We start from the raw sequence: 19,647 nt of genomic DNA, 5'->3' as shown, positions 1-19,647 counted from the left end.
ACATGCTAGACAGCATTAAAGAAAGTTTCACAGAAAGTATTCAAATCCAAATTGCGGCTGCAGAAGCTCTGCCTGACGCAATCACGCATGCCGCTCAAGCAATGGTTGCGACCTTGCTTAACGGAAACAAAATTCTTTGTTGTGGTAATGGTGGTTCGGCGTCGAATGCTCAGCAATTTGTATCGTGCCTACTCAACCGATTTGAAACAGAGCGCCCTAGCCTCCCAGCGATGGCACTCACAGCCGACAACACCACGCTAACAGCAGTGGCTAACGACTACCACTATGAAGAGATCTTCTCTAAGCAGGTGCGTGCATTCGGTCAAACTGGCGATATCCTGTTGGCTATCTCGACTAGCGGTAACAGCAAGAACATCATCAAGGCAATGGAAGCGGCAGTAACTCGCGACATGACCATCATCGCCTTTACCGGTAAAGATGGTGGTGAGATGGCAGGTTTGCTTGGTGAACACGATGTAGAGATTCGTATCCCCTCACACCGTACAGCGCGTATTCATGAAGTACACATGGTGACACTACACTGCCTATGTGACCTAATCGATCAAGTACTCTTCCCTGCTCACGAAGAGTGATATACGGAGCATCACAATGAAATCATTAACCTCTATGAGGCTGTTTAAGCTGATTAGTGTTTCGCTACTTACACTGTCTCTGTCTGGTTGTGCTGGCATTTTCATTGCTGGTGCAGCAACCACTGCAAACCTAGTCACGGATACGCGAACAACCAAAGAGATTTGGAACGACAACAACATCGAATTTGAAGTTGCAGCGATTACCAATAAACAACCATTCCGTGGCAACGTACGTGTCACGGCAAGCTCTTACCGAGGTTCGGTGGTACTGATGGGGCAAGCGACCACAGATTCAGAACGTCGCGCTTTTGAAAACCAAGCCAAAGAGGTGGCTGGCGTTGAGAGCATCCACAATCAAGTTCGAGTGAAAGAGCCATTGTCTGTGAGCGCTATCAGTAAAGACAGCTGGATTACCACTAAGGTGAAATCAGCTCTGCTTGCAAATGCTGAGCTTAACGGCATCAAAGTAAAAGTGATTACTGAGGATTCAGAAGTATTCCTGCTTGGCCTCGTGACTCGAGAGCATGCCGATATCGCGACAGAAGTTGCGCGTAATATCTCTGGCGTAAAACAGGTTATTCGAGCGTTTGAATATGGTGAAGAAGAGACGGCTGTTAACTAGTCTTAAGCCAGTCAACTAAATGCTATATAGCAGAAAAGAAAAAGCAGCGACGAGTCGCTGCTTTTTTTATTTGATTCGTTATTTAACTAACGTTATTTGATAACACGAAGGCTTGGGCGACCTTTCGCTGGACGAGGTGGCTCAGGATCTGAGTCAGGCTCTTCAGCATCTACGTCTGCCGTTGCTACGCTCAAAGATGGGCCTTTTTCTGGTTCTTCAAAAGGACTTTCTTCAATCCCTTCTTCAAACGCTTCCATGTAAGCCTCTTCAGGTTCAAACATGGTACCAGCACCATTTTCACGAGCATAAATCGCTTGTACTGCGTAAAGCGGAACGATCACAGAGTGTGGACGACCACTAAAGCGAGCACTAAACGTCACAGCTTCGTTACCCAGCTCAAGTTGTCCAACCGCACGAGGCGCGATGTTCAGAATGATCTGACCATCTTGAACAAACTCTTCTGGAACTCGCACGCCCGGTAATGTTGCTTCAACAACAAGGTGTGGAGTTAGTTCGTTATCAACCAGCCACTCATAAAATGCACGAAGCATGTATGGTCGGCGTGGAGTCATATTAGAAATATCCATAAACGCTTAGCGAACGAGTCGCATCTCACGCTCAGCTTCAGTTAGAGAAGCTAGGAATGAATCACGTTCGAATACGCGGTTCATGTAAATCTTAAGCTCTTTAGAACCAGGACCAATTAGTTCGATACCAAGCTCAGGTAGACGCCATAGTAGCGGAGCTAGGTAACAATCAATTAGGCTAAACTCTTCGCTCATGAAGTATTCATACTCAGCGAAGATAGGAGCAAGAGTCAGTAGGTCGTTGCGTAGTTTAACGCGAGCTGCTTCAGATTCTTCAGCGTTGCCTTTAACGATCTTCTCTGCAACTGAATACCAGTTACGCTCAATGCGGTACATCATTAGACGGCTGTTACCACGAGCAACCGGGTATACAGGCATCAACGGTGGATGAGGAAAACGCTCATCTAGGTATTCCATGATGATCTTTGAGTCATATAGAGCAAGCTCACGATCAACAAGAGTAGGTACTGATTTGTACGGGTTCAGTTCAACAAGCTCTGCTGGTAGATTTTTTTCATCAACCAACTCAACTTCAACACTTACGCCTTTTTCAGCAAGAACGATGCGCACCTGATGGCTATACATATCAGAAGCACTTGAGAAAAGAGTCATTACAGAACGTTTATTGGCAGCTACAGCCATGGAGCCCTCCAGTACACTTTAAATAAAAACAATGGAGGCCTAAAGCCTCCATTGAACATTAACATAATTTGGGAATTAGCACGGCATTATAGCACAATTAGTGCACATCACGCCAATACTCTTTCTTCAGCAAAATCACGATGATAGTGAAGATTACTAAGAAGGCCATTACCCACCAACCCATAGCGTGACGCTCAAGTTGAACTGGGTCGCCCGAGTAAACCAAAAAGTTAACAAGGTCACGAACTGCTTCGTCGTATTCACCAGCACTTAATTCGCCAGAGCCATCAGTCTCAGTGCCAACAACAACCGTCACTTCCTCGCCATCTACCATATGAGTATCGTAGATTGGTGTTGGGATACCTTGCAGTTCTTCAAGAACGTGCGGCATACCAACGCTTGGGAAAACAATGTTGTTCACGCCAAATGGACGAGACGGATCTTCATAGAAAGTACGAAGGTAAGTGTACAGCCAGTCTGCGCCACGAACACGAGCAACCAATGTTAGGTCTGGTGGCGGAGCACCAAACCAACTTGCCGCTTGATCAGAAGGCATAGCATTAACCATCAAGTCACCGATTTTCGCTTCAGGGTCGAAAATCAGGTTTTCCTTCATAAGATCAACTGGGATCTCTAAATCATTCGCAACACGTTCATAGCGCTGGTACTGCGTTGAGTGACAAGCGAAACAGTAGTTCATGAACATCTTAGCGCCATTTTGCAATGAAGCTTTGTCTGTTAAATCATTGTTCGCTTTGTCTAATGGTACGTTTGCACCCGCTGCTATCACCAGTGACGGCAACATAGCAAATAAAATTACAATCCACTTTTTCATTTGAATGTCACCCTTTCTGGTAATGGTTTCGTCGCTTCATTTTTACTGTAGAACCACAGTAGAACGAAGAACATGAAGTAACCTAAGCTAAAGATTTGAGCCAGTAGCGTGTATGTTGGCGTTGCTGGAAGCGCACCAAGTACACCAAGCGCAATAAAGCTTATTGTGAATTGGATGATGTTAATCAAATGCAGTTTGCTACGGTAACGGTAAGAACGCACTTTACAACGGTCGAACCATGGTAGTAGGAATAGCACAACAATAGATGCGCCCATTGCTACAACACCTAGCAACTTATCAGGAACAGCACGCAGAATTGCGTAAAACGGCGTGAAGTACCATACCGGAGCGATGTGCTCTGGTGTTTTCAGTGGGTTAGCAGCTTCAAAGTTTGGCGGCTCAAGGAAGAATCCACCCATCTCTGGGTTAAAGAACAGCACATAACAGAAGAAGAATAGGAAACCAGCCACACCAACCATATCTTTCACGGTCCCGTATGGGTGGAAAGGAATAGAGTCAATGATGTCGTATTTCTTAGTGTAATCCTTGTGGAATGGGAACTGCGTTTTGTAGTCGTCGCCCATTGTGCCTTTAGGAAGTTTCGTCTCGATACCGTCTGGGTTGTTCGAACCCACTTCGTGCAGTGCTAGTACGTGAAGTACGATAAGCAGCAGAAGTACAATTGGTAGAGCGATAACGTGCAGTGCGAAGAAACGGTTCAGCGTTGCACCAGAGATGATGTAGTCACCACGGATCCAAAGCGTTAGGTCATCACCGATAACAGGGATTGCACCAAACAGAGAAATGATTACCTGAGCACCCCAGTAAGACATTTGCCCCCATGGTAGTAGGTAACCCATGAAAGCCTCAGCCATAAGCACTAAGAAGATCAACATACCGAAGATCCAAAGTAGCTCACGAGGTTTTTGGTAAGAACCGTAGATTAAGCCACGGAACATATGCAGGTAGATAACAACGAAGAATGCCGAAGCACCTGTTGAGTGCATGTAACGTAGTAGCCAACCGTATTCCACATCACGCATGATGTATTCAACAGAAGCAAATGCACCCTCACCTGATGGTACGTAGTTCATTGTTAGCCAAATACCCGTAAGGATTTGGTTAACCAGTACCAACATTGCCAAAGAACCGAAAAGGTACCAAAAGTTAAAGTTCTTAGGCATTGGGTATTCAGATAAATGCTTTTTATAAGCATTCATCGCGGGTAGACGTTTCTCTACCCAATCAAGCAATCCTTGCATTACGCGTCTCCCTCGTCCACACCGATCATGATCTTAGTGTCACTCAAATACATATGCTTTGGTACAACAAGATTCAATGGGGCTGGTACGCCTTGGAATACTCGACCTGCCATATCAAACTTTGAACCATGACAAGGACAGAAGAAACCAGACTTAACACCCTGAACTTGTTCTGCAAAAGAATCCGGCAGGTAAGTTGGAGAACAACCTAAGTGCGTACAGAAACCAACAGCAACGAAGAATTCCGGCTTAATTGAACGGAACTCGTTCTGTGCGTATTCTGGTTGTTGTTCAGCTTCAGATTGAGGGTCACGAAGTTGACCACCGATCGATTTTAGGTTTTCTAGTACCGACTCAGCACGGCGTACAACCCATACAGGTTTACCTTGCCACTCGACACGAACCATTTGTCCCGGTTCTAACTTACTGACTTCCACTTCCACCGGCGCGCCCGCAGCTTTCGCCTTGGCACTCGGATTCCATGATTTAATAAAAGGCACGGCTACAGCAGCTGCTCCTAAACCACCAACAACGGCTGTTGTTGCGGTTAAGAAACGCCTGCGACCGTTATTTAAAGGCGCGTTGCTCATCCAAACATTCTCCCATTTGCTCCTTGTGGATTGAAATAATTCCGATTAAAGAGCATGGCTAACAAAATATGTATTTAGTTCTATTTATTGACGGCAAATGATAAATAAAACCCTACTTTTTGACAAGATAAAGCTACCTTTTTGTAACAATCATGAGGCAAAGCGCACATTGGGTTACAAAAGCTTTCAAAATATAAGAATTTGGAAATAAAACGAGGAAGGGAAAGCGTTTAGAGGGGGTATAAAAACAAAAAGCCCGGCATATAGCCGAGCTTTGAACCACAATTCCAGTCGTAAAACTGGGAGCGTGTACTTTTTCGTAAAGAAAAATTAACGCTTAGAGAATTGAGGTTTACGACGTGCTTTACGTAGACCAACTTTCTTACGTTCAACGCAACGAGCGTCACGAGTAACGTAGCCAGCTGCACGTAGAGCAGGACGTAGAGTTTCATCGTACTCCATAAGAGCGCGAGTGATACCGTGGCGGATTGCGCCAGCTTGACCAGAAATACCACCACCAGAAACAGTGATGTAAAGGTCAAGTTTCTCAGTTAGTTCAACTAGCTCAAGAGGTTGCTTAACAACCATACGAGAAGTTGGACGACCGAAGTAAACATCAAGGCTACGCTTGTTGATTACGATCTCACCAGAGCCTGGTTTGATGAAAACACGAGCTGCTGAGCTTTTGCGACGACCAGTGCCGTAGTATTGATTCTCTGCCATTTTCATAATCCCCTTAGATGTCTAGTACTTGTGGCTGTTGAGCAACATGGTTGTGCTCAGTACCAGCGTACACTTTAAGCTTACGGTACATCGCGCGGCCTAGAGGACCACGTGGAAGCATACCTTTAACTGCTAGTTCTAGAACCATTTCTGGCTTCTTAGCAATTAGCTTTTCAAAAGTGATAGTTTTAAGACCACCTGGGAACTCAGAGTGACGGTAGTAAACCTTACCCTTAGCTTTGTTACCAGTTACAGCAACTTTCTCAGCGTTAACAACGATGATGTAATCACCAGTGTCTACGTGAGGAGTGTATTCTGCTTTGTGCTTGCCGCGTAGGCGAGAAGCGATTTCACTTGCTAGACGGCCAAGAGTTTTGCCTTCAGCGTCTACAACATACCAGTCGCGTTTTACAGTTTCTGGTTTAGCAACGAAAGTTTTCATGCTAATAATTACCTATTTAAAAAATTTACACTTAAGGAATACTCGCGTATTCCCACTGTCTAAGAGTTACCATTCATCACCCCTTCGAGTGTTGGAAAACTCTTGGCATAACGTGATTTTACTCATCGCTAGAGGCCCGCAGTAACGGTAGGTCGCAGGATTATAGAGAAGAGCGAAGAAAAAATCACCTCTTTTTGAACAAAATCACGATTTTTTTAATTCTATTTCTTATTCGAGATAATCAAAGCTAACTTAAGTGTTCTTTTGCCAAATATTCATGACTCTGCATTTCAATTAAACGCGACTGACAGCGTTTAAATTCAAACTCTAGCTGACCATGGGTGTATAGCTTTTCTAGCTCCACTTCCGCTGAAATAATCAGTTTCACATTGCGCTCGTAGAACTCATCAACTAATGCAATGAAGCGCCTCGCAGCGTCATCTGAAGTCGCGCCCATTTGCAACACATCCGCCAATAGAACTGTGTGATAAACCCGAGACAGCTCAATATAGTCGTTCTGGCTACGAGCCGACTGACAGAGCTGAGCAAAGGTACCATGCAGTACGCCATCACTCGCTTCGACTACATCTAATTGACGGTGATTAACCTCTATCTGCTTAAGCTTCTCTTTATCTTCGCCAACCAGCTGAGCGTAATACTTTTCGAGATTGATATTCGCTTGGCTATCTAGCGGGTAATGGTAAATCTCAGCCTGTTCTAAGGTACGTAGACGATAATCAATGCCACTATCGACATTAAGGATATAACAGTTGTCTTGAATGAGCTTAATGGCCGGTAAGAAACGCGCTCGCTGTAACCCGTTGCGATACAGATCCGCAGGTGGGATATTAGACGTCGCAACCAAGATAACGTTTCGAGCGAATAACTCTTGGAACAAGGTTCCTAGGATCATCGCATCGGTGATGTCTGAAACAAAGAATTCGTCGAAACAGATAATGTCCGCTTCTTCCTTCAACTTGTCTGCGACTAAAGGCAATGGATCACTCACATTACCTAGCGCCTTTAGCTCATCATGGACTCGATACATAAAGCGGTGAAAGTGGACACGCATTTTTTTAGTGGTCGGTAAGGCATCGTAGAACGTATCCATTAAGTACGTTTTTCCTCGCCCTACGCCCCCCCAAAAATAGAGACCTTTCGGTGGCTGTGGCAGTTCTGGCTTTTTGCCCAGTAATTTCTGGAAGCGAGTCAGTTGAGGAATGGGCATATTCATGTAATCTTGAAATTGATGAAAGAGTTCATCTAAAGATTTAACGGCTTGCTCTTGTGCTGGATCTCTTTGAAATCCATGTTCTTTTATATCTTGTTCGTATTTTTTAATGGGATTCATGACGACATTTCCACAATGAAAGCAATATCAGACAACAACTAAAAATGAGCCCAAACAGTACGAGGAATAACGTGATGTGGTGAATAATGCAGCATCAAACTGCTAACTAGCGCACACGCATTTCTCTTTATACTGCGGCTTTCTCATAGTACCATGGAGCCGTATCACGTGTAACTAAGCAGTAACAAACATGTTAAAAAACAATAATAAGGAGCTGTTATGCCTTGGATGTATGCCGTTGCCGGTTTACTAGTCGGAGTTATTTTAGGGGTCGCTATCTCTCGTCTCATGACACCTGAATACAAAAAACAAAAGAACGTACAGAAAGAATTAGATAGCGCAAAGTTTGCCCTTGAGCAGCAGCGACAAGAGCTGGCTGATCACTTTGCGAAATCCGCAGAAATGTTGGACACCTTAGGTAAAGACTACACAAAACTGTACCAACACATGGAAAAAACAAGCTCAGAGCTGATTCCTAACCTGCCAGAGCAAGATAACCCGTTTGTGAAAACAGCCGCTGCCCATTCGGACAAACCACAAGAGAAGTCTTCAGCAAAAGAGGCGACACTTGAGGAACAACCGAAAGATTACGCTAATGGCGCAACCGGTTTATTTACAGAGCAGAAGAAAGAAATCATGGATGCTCCCGATGTTGTAACAGCAAAAGCATCGTAAACATTTAACACTTCTGTGAACTTTACAAAGGTTTTTGAGTCATAACTTTCACTCAGGTCATTTGAAACTTCTCATACTTATTAAACGTATAAGAGGGTTAAGACCTTAACTAGAGAGGAGTTTATGATGAAAAAACCTTTGCTTGCTTTATCAGTACTGACTTTAAGCTTAAGTTCAATCATCACCCCCATTCAAGCAACAGCCGCACTACCATTAAATGTGGGTAATGAACAATTACCGAGCCTTGCTCCTATGCTTGAACAAGTGACCCCCGCTGTGGTTAGTATTGCCGTAGAAGGCAAACAGGTACAACGTCAGCAAATCCCTGAACAATTTCAATTCTTTTTTGGTCCCGAACAAACACGAGAGCGTCCATTCCGCGGATTAGGCTCTGGTGTCATCATTGACGCCAAGAAAGGTCATATCGTGACCAATTACCATGTCATTAATGGCGCGGACGATATAAAAGTAAAACTGCATGATGGTCGAGAGTACGATGCTGAGCTTATCGGCGGCGACCAGATGTCTGATATCGCACTGCTAAAATTAGAAGAAGCCAAGAACCTTACCCAGATAAAAGTCGCAGACTCAGACAAACTAAGAGTTGGTGATTTTAGTGTCGCGATCGGTAACCCATTCGGGCTAGGACAAACCGTAACATCCGGTATTGTTTCTGCACTCGGCCGTAGCGGCCTGAATCTAGAAAACTTTGAAAACTTCATTCAAACCGATGCAGCAATCAACAGCGGTAACTCTGGTGGCGCGCTAGTGAACCTTAACGGTGAGCTAATTGGTATCAACACCGCCATTCTTGGCCCTAACGGAGGTAATGTCGGTATCGGCTTTGCAATCCCTTCTAATATGATGACAAACCTGACAGAACAAATTCTCGACTTCGGTGAAGTAAAACGCGGCATGCTTGGCGTTCAAGGCGGAGAAGTGACCTCTGAATTGGCAGAAGCACTCGGTTATGAATCAAGTAAGGGCGCCTTTGTTAGCCAAATTGTCCCTGACAGCGCAGCAGATAAAGCAGGACTGAAAGCGGGCGATATTATTGTCTCTATTAATGGCAAACGCATTGATACCTTCAGCGAGTTAAGAGCTAAGGTCGCAACACTCGGCGCTGGTAAGCAGATTGAGCTGGGTGTGGTTCGTGACGGTAAGAGCAAAACCTTTGATGTGACGCTTGGTGAATCCACCAATAATAAAACACAGGCTGAGAAGCTCCATGAAGGACTGGCCGGTGCTGAGTTAACCAACACAACCGAGAGTGACTCGGCAACGGGCGTCAAGGTATCGAATGTTGCTCAAGGCTCACCAGCCGAAGCCTATCAACTTCTGAAAGATGACATCATCATCGGGGTAAACCGCCAAACGGTTAAGAACCTTGCTGAGTTTAGAGAGATTCTTGAAAAACAACCTGGTGTACTGGCGCTTAATATCCAGCGAGGCGACCGAACTATCTATCTTGTAATTCGATAGTCTTACGTCAGCGCAATTACAGGGAGGCCCAGTAAGTTTGCTTTAAACTTACTCAGTCTCCCTTTTCTTTAGATCAATCAAAATGCTATGCTTCACTTGTAATCAAGTCAGTCATCCATTGATGGAGGCTTCACACCTTACTTGTTGAAGAGGGAAACATGCTGTCCTTTCTATTTCGTTCTATTTCCCTTGGACTCGTTTCAGCGGCGCTTATTCTTCTCGCATTTCCGAGCTTAAGACCAGCGATTGTTGCTGACGTCACTAGCCCTAAAGTCGATAATATTGGCTCTCTTCAGATTTCATTTAACCAAGCAGTTCGCCGCGCGGCACCTGCAGTGGTTAACATTTATAGCCGTAAATACGCTGAAAGCGATCGCAACAAACTGCTCACTCAAGGTTTGGGTTCTGGGGTAATTGTCAGCGAGAAAGGCTACATCATTACCAACTTCCATGTTGTGGCTCAAGCAGACCAAATAGTTGTGGCACTTCAAGATGGGCGAGTAGCAGCTGCGCAACTTGTCGGTTCAGACAAGCGCACCGATATCGCGATACTTAGAGTCAGCGGTGATAACCTACCGGTGATCCCGCTCAACCCCAATTACAAAGCCAACGTCGGTGATGTTGTACTGGCTATCGGTAACCCATACAACCTAGGTCAAACAACAACCTTCGGTATCATCTCTGCAACCGGCCGCTCTTCGATCAGTGCTGATGGCCATCAAGCCTTTATCCAGACCGATGCGGCAATCAATGAAGGTAACTCAGGTGGCGCGCTGGTGAACTCACAAGGTGAGCTAGTCGGTATCAATACCGCTTCTTTCCAACAAGCTACCGACATGGAAACCTATGGGATCTCATTTGCTATCCCCTATCCGCTTGCTAATAAAATCATGGAAAAAATCATCGCCGATGGTCGTGTGATTCGTGGCTATATTGGTATCGATGGACAAGACATCAACTCAGTCACCTCACGCATGTTGGGTACTAAGAATATCGGCGGGATCGTTGTGTTGGGGATAGACCCTAATGGTCCGGCTGCCGATGCGGGTTTTGAAGCTCAAGACATTATTGTCAGTATCAACGATAACCAAGTAAATGGTCGCCAGAGTGTAATGGATATCGTTACCGACCTGCGACCGGGTACAGTTATCGATGTGGGTATATTGCGCCAAGGTGAAAGCAAAACCTTAAAGGTGACCATCGCCGAAGATACTCGCCTGTAGAGCAAACTCTGTAAGCAGTGATTCAAGCTGCTAATACACAAGTACAAAAAACCCAGCTCATAGGCTGGGTTTTCTTTTATCTAAAGATTGTTTCAAGTATCTCTACGATTCACTTTGCTCTTCGATATCGATGCGAGTCACTCGCTGTAGTCCTCTAGGCAGTAGACCACCACGACGACCACGTTCACCACGGAAGTTTTCAAGATCCGCAGGTTTCAAACCAAGCTTACGTTTACCGGCGTAGATAGTCAGCGTCGCATTCTCTGGGATAGCCATAAGATGCGAGACAAACTCTTCACGCTCTTTTGCTTTCGCAGAAGGGATGTTGATGATCTTGTTGCCTTTACCTTTGCTCAGCTGAGGTAGATCTTTAATCGGGAACAACAACATACGGCCTTGGTTAGTAATCGCCAGAATCTGGTTACTGTCCAAGTCAGCAATAGGGCTTGGCATCATCACTTCAGAAGCTTGTGGCAAGTTAACCAAGGCTTTACCGCTCTTGTTCTTAGACAGCAGATCGCTACCCTTACAAACAAAACCATAACCTGCATCGGAACCGACTAACCATAATTGTTCATTCTCTCCCATCACCACTTGGCGAATAGAGGTACCCGGGCTGACGTTCAAGCGGCCTGTAATGGGCTCACCTTGGCTTCGCGCCGACGGTAGTGAATGTGACTCAAGGGAGTAGCTTCGGCCATCACTGCCGAGGAACACCGCTTGCTGGTTACTCTTACCCTTAGCACTCGCTAAGAACTTATCACCCGATTTGTAGTTCAAGCCTTCAGCGTCCACTTCATGCCCTTTGGCATGACGAATCCAACCTTTCTCAGACAACACAACCGTGATTGGTTCGCTTGGTACTAAGTCGCGTTCTGTTAGCGCTTTCGCTTCAGCACGCTCAATCAGAGGCGAACGACGATCATCGCCGTATTTATCCGCATCTGCTTGGATTTCTTTCTTGATCAGCGTATTCAAGCGACGCTCTGAACCGAGTAGCTTTTCAAGCTTTTCACGTTCAGCTTCAAGCTCTTCTTGCTCAGCTCGAATCTTAAACTCTTCTAACTTAGCTAAGTTACGAAGTTTAATATCAAGAATCGCATTGGCTTGAATTTCAGAAATGTTGAAACGGCTCATTAGCACAGGACATGGTTCGTCTTCTGTACGAATGATCTCAATCACTTCATCGATATTAAGATAAGCAGCAAGCAAACCTTCTAAGATGTGCAAACGTGCTAGTACTTTATCTAAACGGTACTGCAAACGACGGCGAACCGTTGTGCGACGGAACTCAATCCACTCTTTCAGGATTTGAACTAAGCCTTTCACTTGAGGACGGTTATCTAAACCAATCATGTTCAAGTTAACGCGGAAGTTTTTCTCTAGATCTGTAGACGCGAACAAGTGACTCATCAATTGATCACAGTCGATACGATTAGAACGAGGAACAACAACGATACGCGTTGGGTTCTCGTGATCAGATTCATCACGCAAGTCGTCAACCATTGGCAGCTTCTTAGCGCGCATCTGGTTAGCGATTTGCTCAAGTAACTTCGCACCTGACACTTGATGAGGTAAAGCCGTGATAACAATATCAGAGCCTTCCTTGTGCCAAACCGCGCGCATCTTGATGCTGCCACGTCCAGTACGGTAGATCTTTTCGATGTCCGATTTCGGAGAGATAATCTCAGCTTCAGTCGGGTAATCTGGACCTTGAATGAAACCCATCACGTCTGAAAGCTCAGACTTAGGCGTATCAATTAGGTGAATGGCTGCATTAGCGACTTCACGCACGTTGTGTGGTGGAATATCGGTCGCCATACCTACCGCGATACCTGTAATACCGTTAAGCAGAATATGAGGCAGACGAGCTGGCAACATTTGAGGCTCTTTCATGGTGCCATCAAAGTTTGGTTGCCAGTCAACAGTGCCTTGACCTAATTCACCTAGAAGAACCTCAGCAAACTTAGATAATTTCGCTTCGGTATAACGCATCGCAGCGAACGATTTCGGGTCATCCGGAGCACCCCAGTTACCTTGACCATCGACCAATGGGTAGCGGTAAGAGAAAGGCTGCGCCATCAATACCATCGCTTCGTAACAAGCAGAGTCACCGTGTGGGTGATACTTACCTAATACGTCACCAACGGTACGTGCTGATTTTTTGTATTTCGATGCAGCCGACAAGCCTAGCTCAGACATCGCGTAGATAATACGACGCTGTACTGGCTTCAAGCCATCACCGATATACGGCAATGCACGATCCATAATCACGTACATTGAGTAATTTAAGTAGGCATCTTCGGTGAACTTGCGCATTGGCAGCTGTTCAACGCCATCATATGTAATTTCGTTAGACATCCATTATACCTCGGCCATATCACCGTTAGTCTGTAGCCATGTACGGCGATCATCTGCACGTTTCTTACCAAGCAGCATGTCCATCATCTCGTTGGTCGCTTCGCTGTCATCAATCGTTAACTGAACAAGGCGACGAGTGTTTGGATCCATGGTGGTTTCACGCAACTGAAGTGGGTTCATTTCACCCAGACCTTTGAATCGTTGCACGTTGATCTTGGCTTTCTTCTGCGATAATCGCTCAAGCACACCGTCTTTCTCTGCGTCATCAAGTGCGTAGAACACTTCTTTACCGCAATCGATACGATACAGAGGAGGCATTGCCACATAGATATGACCCGCTTCAACCAATGCATGGAAATGGCGGGTAAACAATGCACAAAGCAGTGTCGCGATATGAAGACCATCCGAGTCCGCATCGGCAAGGATACAGATCTTACCGTAACGCAGGCCTGATAAATCATCGTTGTCCGGGTCGATACCCAGAGCCACCGAAATGTCGTGCACTTCTTGCGAGGCCAATACTTGGTCTGCTGACACTTCCCATGTATTTAGGATCTTACCGCGAAGTGGCATCACCGCTTGGAACTCACGGTCACGAGCTTGTTTAGCAGAACCACCCGCCGAGTCCCCTTCCACGAAGAAGATTTCGGTACGGCTTAAATCTTGAACTGAACAGTCAGTTAGCTTACCCGGCAGTGCTGGGCCTGAAGCGATTTTCTTACGCACTACCTTTTTGCTTGCGCGCATACGGCGATGGGCATTCGCAATACAAGCTTCTGCTAGCTGTTCTGCCAGTTGTGGCTTTTCGTTCAACCACAGGCTAAACGCATCTTTTACCACACCAGACACAAACGCAGCAGTTTGACGAGAAGACAAGCGCTCTTTTGTTTGACCAGCAAACTGCGGATCTTGCATCTTCACCGATAGTACGTACGAACAGCGATCGAAAATATCGTCGCCCGTTAGCTTAACGCCACGTGGTAGCAAGTTGCGGAATTCACAGAATTCACGCATTGCATCAAGCAGACCTTGGCGAAGACCGTTTACGTGTGTACCACCTTGTTTAGTCGGTACTAAGTTCACGTAACTTTCGGTGATCATATCACCGCCTTCTGGCTGCCAAATGATCGCCCAGTTTGCCATTTCTGTTTCAGCAACGAATTCGCCAACATACGGTTCTTCAGGCAGTAAGGTGTAACCTTTCACGCCTTCGGCAAGGTAGTCTTTTAGACCATCTTCATAGAACCATTTATGCTCTTCGCCACCGACTTTGTCGATAAAGGTAATTTCTAAACCTGGGCAAAGCACTGCTTTTGCACGTAGGTTGTTAATCAGACGAAGTGTCGAGAATTTAGGGCTATCGAAGTACTTAGGATCAGGCCAGAAATGTACTGATGTACCACTGTTACGATGACCACAAGTGCCCGTGACAGTAAGCTCTGTTACGGCATGACCGCCTTCAAGTGCGATCTCGTGAACCTGACCTTCTCGACGTACGGTCACTTCAACACGTTTTGACAGCGCGTTTACAACCGAGATACCTACACCGTGCAGACCACCAGAGAACTTGTAGTTGTTGTTTGAGAATTTACCGCCAGAGTGGAGCTTAGTTAAAATCAGCTCAACACCTGAGATCCCTTTTTCAGGGTGAATATCGACAGGCATACCACGGCCGTCATCGGTAACTTCTAACGATTGGTCTTCATGAAGTACCACTTTGATCTTCTTAGCGTGTCCCGCTAGTGCTTCATCGACCGAGTTATCAATGACTTCTTGGGCAAGGTGGTTAGGTCTTTCTGTCTCGGTATACATTCCCGGGCGGTGTCGCACAGGATCGAGACCTTCAAGTACCTCGAGGTCTTTTGCATTATATTGTTCAGTCATAATACGGAGTTTACTCAAAAAGTTTGCGTCAGTTCGCTGGCTCCAGTTTCACTAAAGCAGAATCATTACTATGAACCGTCATAGTAGAGCGAACGAGCGAAGTATTGGGGAATATAGTCTGGAAGCTGAGTAATGATGTCAAGCTAGTTCAAAAACTAAGACATCAAACTATGATATTTCACCATTGATAGATGAAATAACAGGCAAACAAGAGAAAATCACTTGGTTGGTGGAACAGATTAAAGATTTAGAAAGGTGATGATTTGTTGTGGGTAGCGTTCAAAATCAACAAAGCTATGATCCCCGCCCTCTTCTACTGTCTGTGTTGCACCTTGGTACTTCTCTACCGCTTGTCGGTAATCCAGAACTTCGTCTTCCGTTTGCTGAAGTAACCAGAAGTCGCTCGGCTTAGCGATAGCCGAAACCTCTAACGCCTTCAGTTCATCAATATGCTTTGTTTCCAGTACATATCGTTCATCTGTGTATGGGTTTACTTGTTCACCTAAATAGTCAGCAAGAAGCTCATACGGCTTCACTGCAGGGTTTACAACCACCGCTTTAAAACCATAGTGACTATTCAGCCATGTTGAAAGATAGCCACCCAGCGAGCTACCGACCAACGCTATTTGATATTGCTCTTTGTATTGCTCCACCAGCTGCTGCAAATGGAGTGCCGCTTGCTGAGGGAAACTCGGCAGTTGAGGGGTTACAACTTTAATATCAGCGCGATGCTCCGCACAGTAATCTGCCATTACGTTCGCTTTATGAGAACGTGATGAGCTGTTAAACCCATGAATATAGAGAAGCAGTGATGGCTTAGCGGTTTGCTGATTAGAGCCTGTCATCAATAACTACCTTCATTAGTAACCAGCAGCCTTAAAATCAGGCAAGAACTGCCCATGAGGCAGACGACGAACTTGCGTGCTGACCGTTCCGTCTTGATGTAATTCAATCTCTCTCCAACCCGGAGACAAAGTATCGACCGCGAAGTCATCTGAGTTAGGTTTGAATTGCACACAAGTCGATGGGGTTGCCATGACTTGTACACCATGATGATCTCGGTTCATGTCTTGATGAACATGACCACAAAGTACCGCTTTAACATTGGTGTGCTGTTGAACCACATCCCAAAATTGATCGGCGTCTTTTAGGTTATGTTGATCCAACCATGCGCTGCCAACCAATAATGGATGGTGGTGCAATAGAACCAAGGTATTACGTTCAGGGAACTCCGTCAGCTTCTGTTCTAACAGATCAAGCTGTTGATCGCTGAGGCGACCATGAGGCACACCAACAACCTGTGAGTCTAGCATCACCATCTGCCAGTTATCGCCTAGCAAGACATGCTCAACACACTGTATTTGTGGTGATGGTAAAACACTGCCCATATTAGGCTTAAAGTCATGGTTCCCTGGCAGCCAATAGCATGGCTTTTCCAAAGGTTGAATCCCTGACTCAAATTTCTGGTACGACTCAGCACTGTGATCTTGAGAGATATCACCGGTTGCTAAAATCGCTTGATAGTCAAAGCCCTGACTAACAATGCCATCGACTACAGCACGAAAGCTATCTTGAGTGTTGATGCTTAATAAGCTGCCATTGCTCGGCGCAAATAAATGCGTGTCCGTTAGCTGCACCAGCTTAATAGTGCTCTCATCAAATTTTGAAGTGTGTGATAATTCCAAAATAACAAATCCAGATACGTTACTGTTTAGACTTTAAAAGTGTTGTTAAATAGGCTCAATTAAAAGGCAATTGGAGTTCGGCTGATACCAGTTTTTAAACAAAACGTTAACCATTCCCCAAGAAATTTATTCAATTGAAATTTCTCGTCCTTTTGCAGAAGCTTAGTGTTGGGATAGTCATATTTCGCTTTGACTCGCGAAAAATCCCCGCTAGCGCACACTTCTGCAACTCGAGCGTCGTGATATAGCCTGACAGACATTTTTGGCAAAGGAAACACTGGCATCGCGTCACTCTGACATATATCTATTAATGTGGTGTATTTTGTGACCTCATTCACTGTCAATTGATACACCATATTAACGGCTTGGTAACAGCGAACGTCACCAACCTCATGCCCAACCGGTAACAAAGCGTTCAGTTTGGCATAGTTAGTCTCGTAAACTCGCATCAATTCAGCAAGATCAACATGATACGGTTTTTTGACCGCGATATTTGGCATGACGTTAATCTATCCACTCTGACTGTAATTCTTGGTAGTTCAATTGTAGCCACTGTAGCGCAATGATCGTGGCTCCATTTTCAAATACACCATCTTTTACCAACTGATAAGCAGCTTCGCGACTCATCACTTGTACACGAATGTCTTCACCTTCGTAGTCCAATCCGTGTACCCCTTTGGCTGTCGTTGCATCAACACAGCCAACAAAGACGTCGAGCTTTTCAGAGCAACCACCAGATGAAGGATAATACGAAGTAATAGGCAACACAGATCCGACTTCGACTCCGGCTTCTTCCATCGCCTCACGACGAGCGACATCTTGTGGTGATTCATCGGTATCAATGATCCCAGCAACAATTTCGTATTGCCATGGGTTCTCATGCTCTAGGGCACCGACACGGATCTGTTCGACGATCACAACTTCATCACGCACAGGATCATAAGGTAGCAAAGCGGCAGCATGTCCACGCTCAAACATCTCACGCTCTATTGGTTGGCTCCAGCCGCCCTCAAACAGTCTATGTTTAAATGTGTACTTAACCATTTTGAAAAAACCACGAAACAGCGTCTCTTTTGAGACTATTTCCACATCTTGCGGAGTAAACTCATGTCGTTGATTGTCATACTGTTGCATTTGGTACCTCACTAAGTGATCTTTATAGTTTACTCATTGTCCGAGTTAACTACCAAGGATAAGGTTCAACTTTTTATATAAAATTTATAATTAAAGTTAAGTTTTAAAAAATAAATATTGCACAAGTGGACAGTTAACTGTAAAAAAGTGCAAAGTTTCGAGTAAATTACCACCAAACTGGGTTAAACTCTTTTAAAGAAAATTCCATAAAAGGCAGGAATAGGAAAATGAAAAAACTGCTTCCACTATTTATCAGTGCAGCAATTGGCAGCCTGAGTTCGTCAGCTTTTGCTGATACGCTAGCTGAAGTTTACGACCAAGCAAAACAGAACGATCCACAACTTCTTCGTTCAGCAGCGCAGCGCGATGCCGCTTTTGAAGCAGTAACGTCAAGCCGTAGCTCTTTGTTACCGCAAATTAATCTAACAGCTAACTACGATATTAATCGTGGTGACCGAAGCGATATGAGCAATGATAACAACCAATGGGGTGTTGGCATTGGTTTCAGTCAGGAGCTTTACCAGCGTTCTTCTTGGATCACTCTAGACACGGCAGAGAAAACTGCTCGTCAATCTGATTCAGCTTACGCGGCAGAACAACAAGCCTTGATCCTTCGTGTTGCAACAGCATACTTCGAAGTGCTTCGAGCTCAAGATAACCTAGAGTTTGTTCGTGCAGAGAAAGCAGCGGTTGCTCGTCAACTAGAGCAAACTAAACAGCGTTTTGAAGTGGGTCTTTCAGCAATCACCGATGTGCACGATGCGCAAGCTCAGTACGATGGCGTTTTGGCTGATGAAGTTCTTGCAGAGAACGACCTAACGAATAGCTACGAAGGTCTACGCGAGATTACAGGTCAGGAACACTCTAACCTAAGCATCCTAGATACTGATCGTTTCTCAGCAAGCAAATCTTCTGAATCTGCAGTTGCACTTGTTGAACAAGCAGAACAAAAGAACCTTAGCTTATTGGCTGCACGTATCTCTCAAGATGTAGCGAAAGATAATATCTCTCTAGCAAGCTCTGGTCACCTACCAAGCTTAACGTTAGATGGTAGCTACGGTCTTGCAGAACAGACAGACAGCTCTAACAGCGTAAATGACTACGACTCTGACAACCTAAACATCGGTTTGAACTTAGTTGTACCTCTATACACGGGTGGTAGCACAACTTCTTTGACTAAACAGGCTGAATACAACTACGTTGCAGCAAGTGAAGATCTAGAAGCAACTTACCGTAGCGTTGTAAAAGACGTACGTGCATTCAACAACAACATCAGCGCTTCGATCGGTGCTCTACGCGCTTACGAACAGTCTGTAGTTTCTGCTCAGTCTGCTCTAGAAGCAACAGAAGCTGGTTTTGATGTAGGTACTCGTACTATCGTTGACGTACTAGATTCGACTCGTCGTCTATATGATGCGAACAAAAATCTTTCAGATGCGCGTTACAACTACATCCTAAGTGTACTTCAGCTTCGTCAAGCGGTTGGTACGCTAAGCGAACAAGACATTGTTGATGTAAACGCAGGTCTGAAAGTAGCGAGTAAGTAACTCTTAATT

20 protein-coding genes are annotated in these 19,647 nt (G+C 45.2%); 6 read left to right on the top strand and 14 right to left on the bottom strand.

Translation table 11 applies throughout. The features are described from left to right. The first annotated feature begins 2 nt into the window (after positions 1-2). Positions 3-593, top strand: a complete 591-nt coding sequence (locus tag HRQ85_RS20055) for a phosphoheptose isomerase (protein WP_004729817.1) — start codon at positions 3-5, stop codon at positions 591-593. 16 nt (positions 594-609) lie between these two features. After that, positions 610-1,215 (top strand): BON domain-containing protein, encoded by a 606-nt coding sequence (locus HRQ85_RS20050; protein ID WP_017059276.1) that lies wholly within the window; start codon positions 610-612, stop codon positions 1,213-1,215. A gap of 92 nt (positions 1,216-1,307) precedes the next feature. Here the strand turns inward: HRQ85_RS20050 and sspB are convergent, their stop codons facing one another. The 8 genes from sspB to zapE all read right to left on the bottom strand — a co-directional run bounded on the left by sspB (position 1,308) and on the right by zapE (position 7,647). Continuing rightward, complete coding sequence (gene sspB / locus HRQ85_RS20045; RefSeq protein WP_017072808.1) at positions 1,308-1,802, bottom strand: ClpXP protease specificity-enhancing factor; 495 nt, start codon at positions 1,800-1,802, stop codon at positions 1,308-1,310. Between the two features lie 6 nt (positions 1,803-1,808). Next, positions 1,809-2,444, bottom strand: a complete 636-nt coding sequence (sspA, locus tag HRQ85_RS20040; protein ID WP_009848943.1) for a stringent starvation protein SspA — start codon at positions 2,442-2,444, stop codon at positions 1,809-1,811. 97 nt (positions 2,445-2,541) lie between these two features. After that, the gene (locus tag HRQ85_RS20035; protein ID WP_172380454.1) at positions 2,542-3,279 is read right to left on the bottom strand and encodes a cytochrome c1; all 738 of its coding nucleotides are present in this window, start codon (positions 3,277-3,279) and stop codon (positions 2,542-2,544) included. Then, a complete protein-coding gene (locus HRQ85_RS20030) occupies positions 3,276-4,541 on the bottom strand; it encodes a cytochrome b (protein WP_017061435.1) in 1,266 nt (421 codons plus the stop codon). Before HRQ85_RS20030 ends, HRQ85_RS20035 begins: the two co-directional genes overlap by 4 nt. Beyond that, positions 4,541-5,131, bottom strand: coding sequence for a ubiquinol-cytochrome c reductase iron-sulfur subunit (petA, locus tag HRQ85_RS20025; protein WP_017061434.1), 591 nt, complete (start codon positions 5,129-5,131; stop codon positions 4,541-4,543). The genes HRQ85_RS20030 and petA overlap by 1 nt, the downstream gene beginning before the upstream one ends. A 330-nt stretch (positions 5,132-5,461) precedes the next feature. Further along, a complete protein-coding gene (rpsI, locus tag HRQ85_RS20020) occupies positions 5,462-5,854 on the bottom strand; it encodes a 30S ribosomal protein S9 (RefSeq protein WP_004740758.1) in 393 nt (130 codons plus the stop codon). Between the two features lie 13 nt (positions 5,855-5,867). Then, positions 5,868-6,296 (bottom strand): 50S ribosomal protein L13, encoded by a 429-nt coding sequence (gene rplM, locus HRQ85_RS20015; RefSeq protein WP_010434689.1) that lies wholly within the window; start codon positions 6,294-6,296, stop codon positions 5,868-5,870. Positions 6,297-6,543: 247 nt separating this feature from the next. Next, complete coding sequence (gene zapE, locus HRQ85_RS20010; RefSeq protein WP_048618220.1) at positions 6,544-7,647, bottom strand: cell division protein ZapE; 1,104 nt, start codon at positions 7,645-7,647, stop codon at positions 6,544-6,546. A 219-nt stretch (positions 7,648-7,866) separates the two neighbouring features. Between zapE and zapG the strand changes: the two genes are divergently transcribed. From zapG to degS, 3 genes are all read left to right on the top strand, one after another. Beyond that, positions 7,867-8,322, top strand: coding sequence for a Z-ring associated protein ZapG (zapG, locus tag HRQ85_RS20005; protein WP_019824592.1), 456 nt, complete (start codon positions 7,867-7,869; stop codon positions 8,320-8,322). A gap of 126 nt (positions 8,323-8,448) precedes the next feature. Further along, positions 8,449-9,804 carry a Do family serine endopeptidase gene (locus HRQ85_RS20000; protein WP_172380484.1) on the top strand — a complete coding sequence of 452 codons (1,356 nt, stop codon included), beginning with the start codon at positions 8,449-8,451 and terminating at the stop codon, positions 9,802-9,804. A gap of 158 nt (positions 9,805-9,962) precedes the next feature. After that, the gene (gene degS, locus HRQ85_RS19995) at positions 9,963-11,027 is read left to right on the top strand and encodes an outer membrane-stress sensor serine endopeptidase DegS (protein WP_017061430.1); all 1,065 of its coding nucleotides are present in this window, start codon (positions 9,963-9,965) and stop codon (positions 11,025-11,027) included. A 102-nt stretch (positions 11,028-11,129) separates the two neighbouring features. Here degS and parC read toward each other — a convergent pair whose 3' ends face one another. The 6 genes from parC to nudF form a co-directional block, all read right to left on the bottom strand. Further along, positions 11,130-13,388, bottom strand: a complete 2,259-nt coding sequence (gene parC, locus HRQ85_RS19990; RefSeq protein ID WP_017067236.1) for a DNA topoisomerase IV subunit A — start codon at positions 13,386-13,388, stop codon at positions 11,130-11,132. A 3-nt stretch (positions 13,389-13,391) separates the two neighbouring features. Then, a complete protein-coding gene (gene parE, locus HRQ85_RS19985; RefSeq protein ID WP_172380453.1) occupies positions 13,392-15,272 on the bottom strand; it encodes a DNA topoisomerase IV subunit B in 1,881 nt (626 codons plus the stop codon). 239 nt (positions 15,273-15,511) lie between these two features. Beyond that, positions 15,512-16,117, bottom strand: a complete 606-nt coding sequence (gene yqiA / locus HRQ85_RS19980; RefSeq protein ID WP_050651938.1) for an esterase YqiA — start codon at positions 16,115-16,117, stop codon at positions 15,512-15,514. Between the two features lie 15 nt (positions 16,118-16,132). After that, entirely contained in the window at positions 16,133-16,957 is an 825-nt protein-coding gene (cpdA, locus tag HRQ85_RS19975) for a 3',5'-cyclic-AMP phosphodiesterase (RefSeq protein ID WP_017061426.1), read from the bottom strand. A 59-nt stretch (positions 16,958-17,016) separates the two neighbouring features. After that, on the bottom strand, positions 17,017-17,457 hold the full coding sequence (locus HRQ85_RS19970; protein ID WP_008222561.1) for a DUF1249 family protein: 441 nt from the start codon (positions 17,455-17,457) through the stop codon (positions 17,017-17,019). 4 nt (positions 17,458-17,461) lie between these two features. After that, on the bottom strand, positions 17,462-18,091 hold the full coding sequence (gene nudF / locus HRQ85_RS19965) for an ADP-ribose diphosphatase (protein ID WP_017061425.1): 630 nt from the start codon (positions 18,089-18,091) through the stop codon (positions 17,462-17,464). A 227-nt stretch (positions 18,092-18,318) separates the two neighbouring features. Between nudF and tolC the strand changes: the two genes are divergently transcribed. Next, a complete protein-coding gene (tolC, locus tag HRQ85_RS19960; RefSeq protein ID WP_019824182.1) occupies positions 18,319-19,638 on the top strand; it encodes an outer membrane channel protein TolC in 1,320 nt (439 codons plus the stop codon). The last annotated feature ends 9 nt before the right edge of the window (positions 19,639-19,647 follow it).

This window comes from Vibrio sp. Vb339 (assembly GCF_902751245.1).
GTDB classification, from domain to species: Bacteria; Pseudomonadota; Gammaproteobacteria; order Enterobacterales; family Vibrionaceae; genus Vibrio; species Vibrio coralliirubri.
The sequence above is the reverse complement of the archived record's forward strand: the minus strand, read 5'-3'. Positions and strand labels throughout refer to the sequence as shown.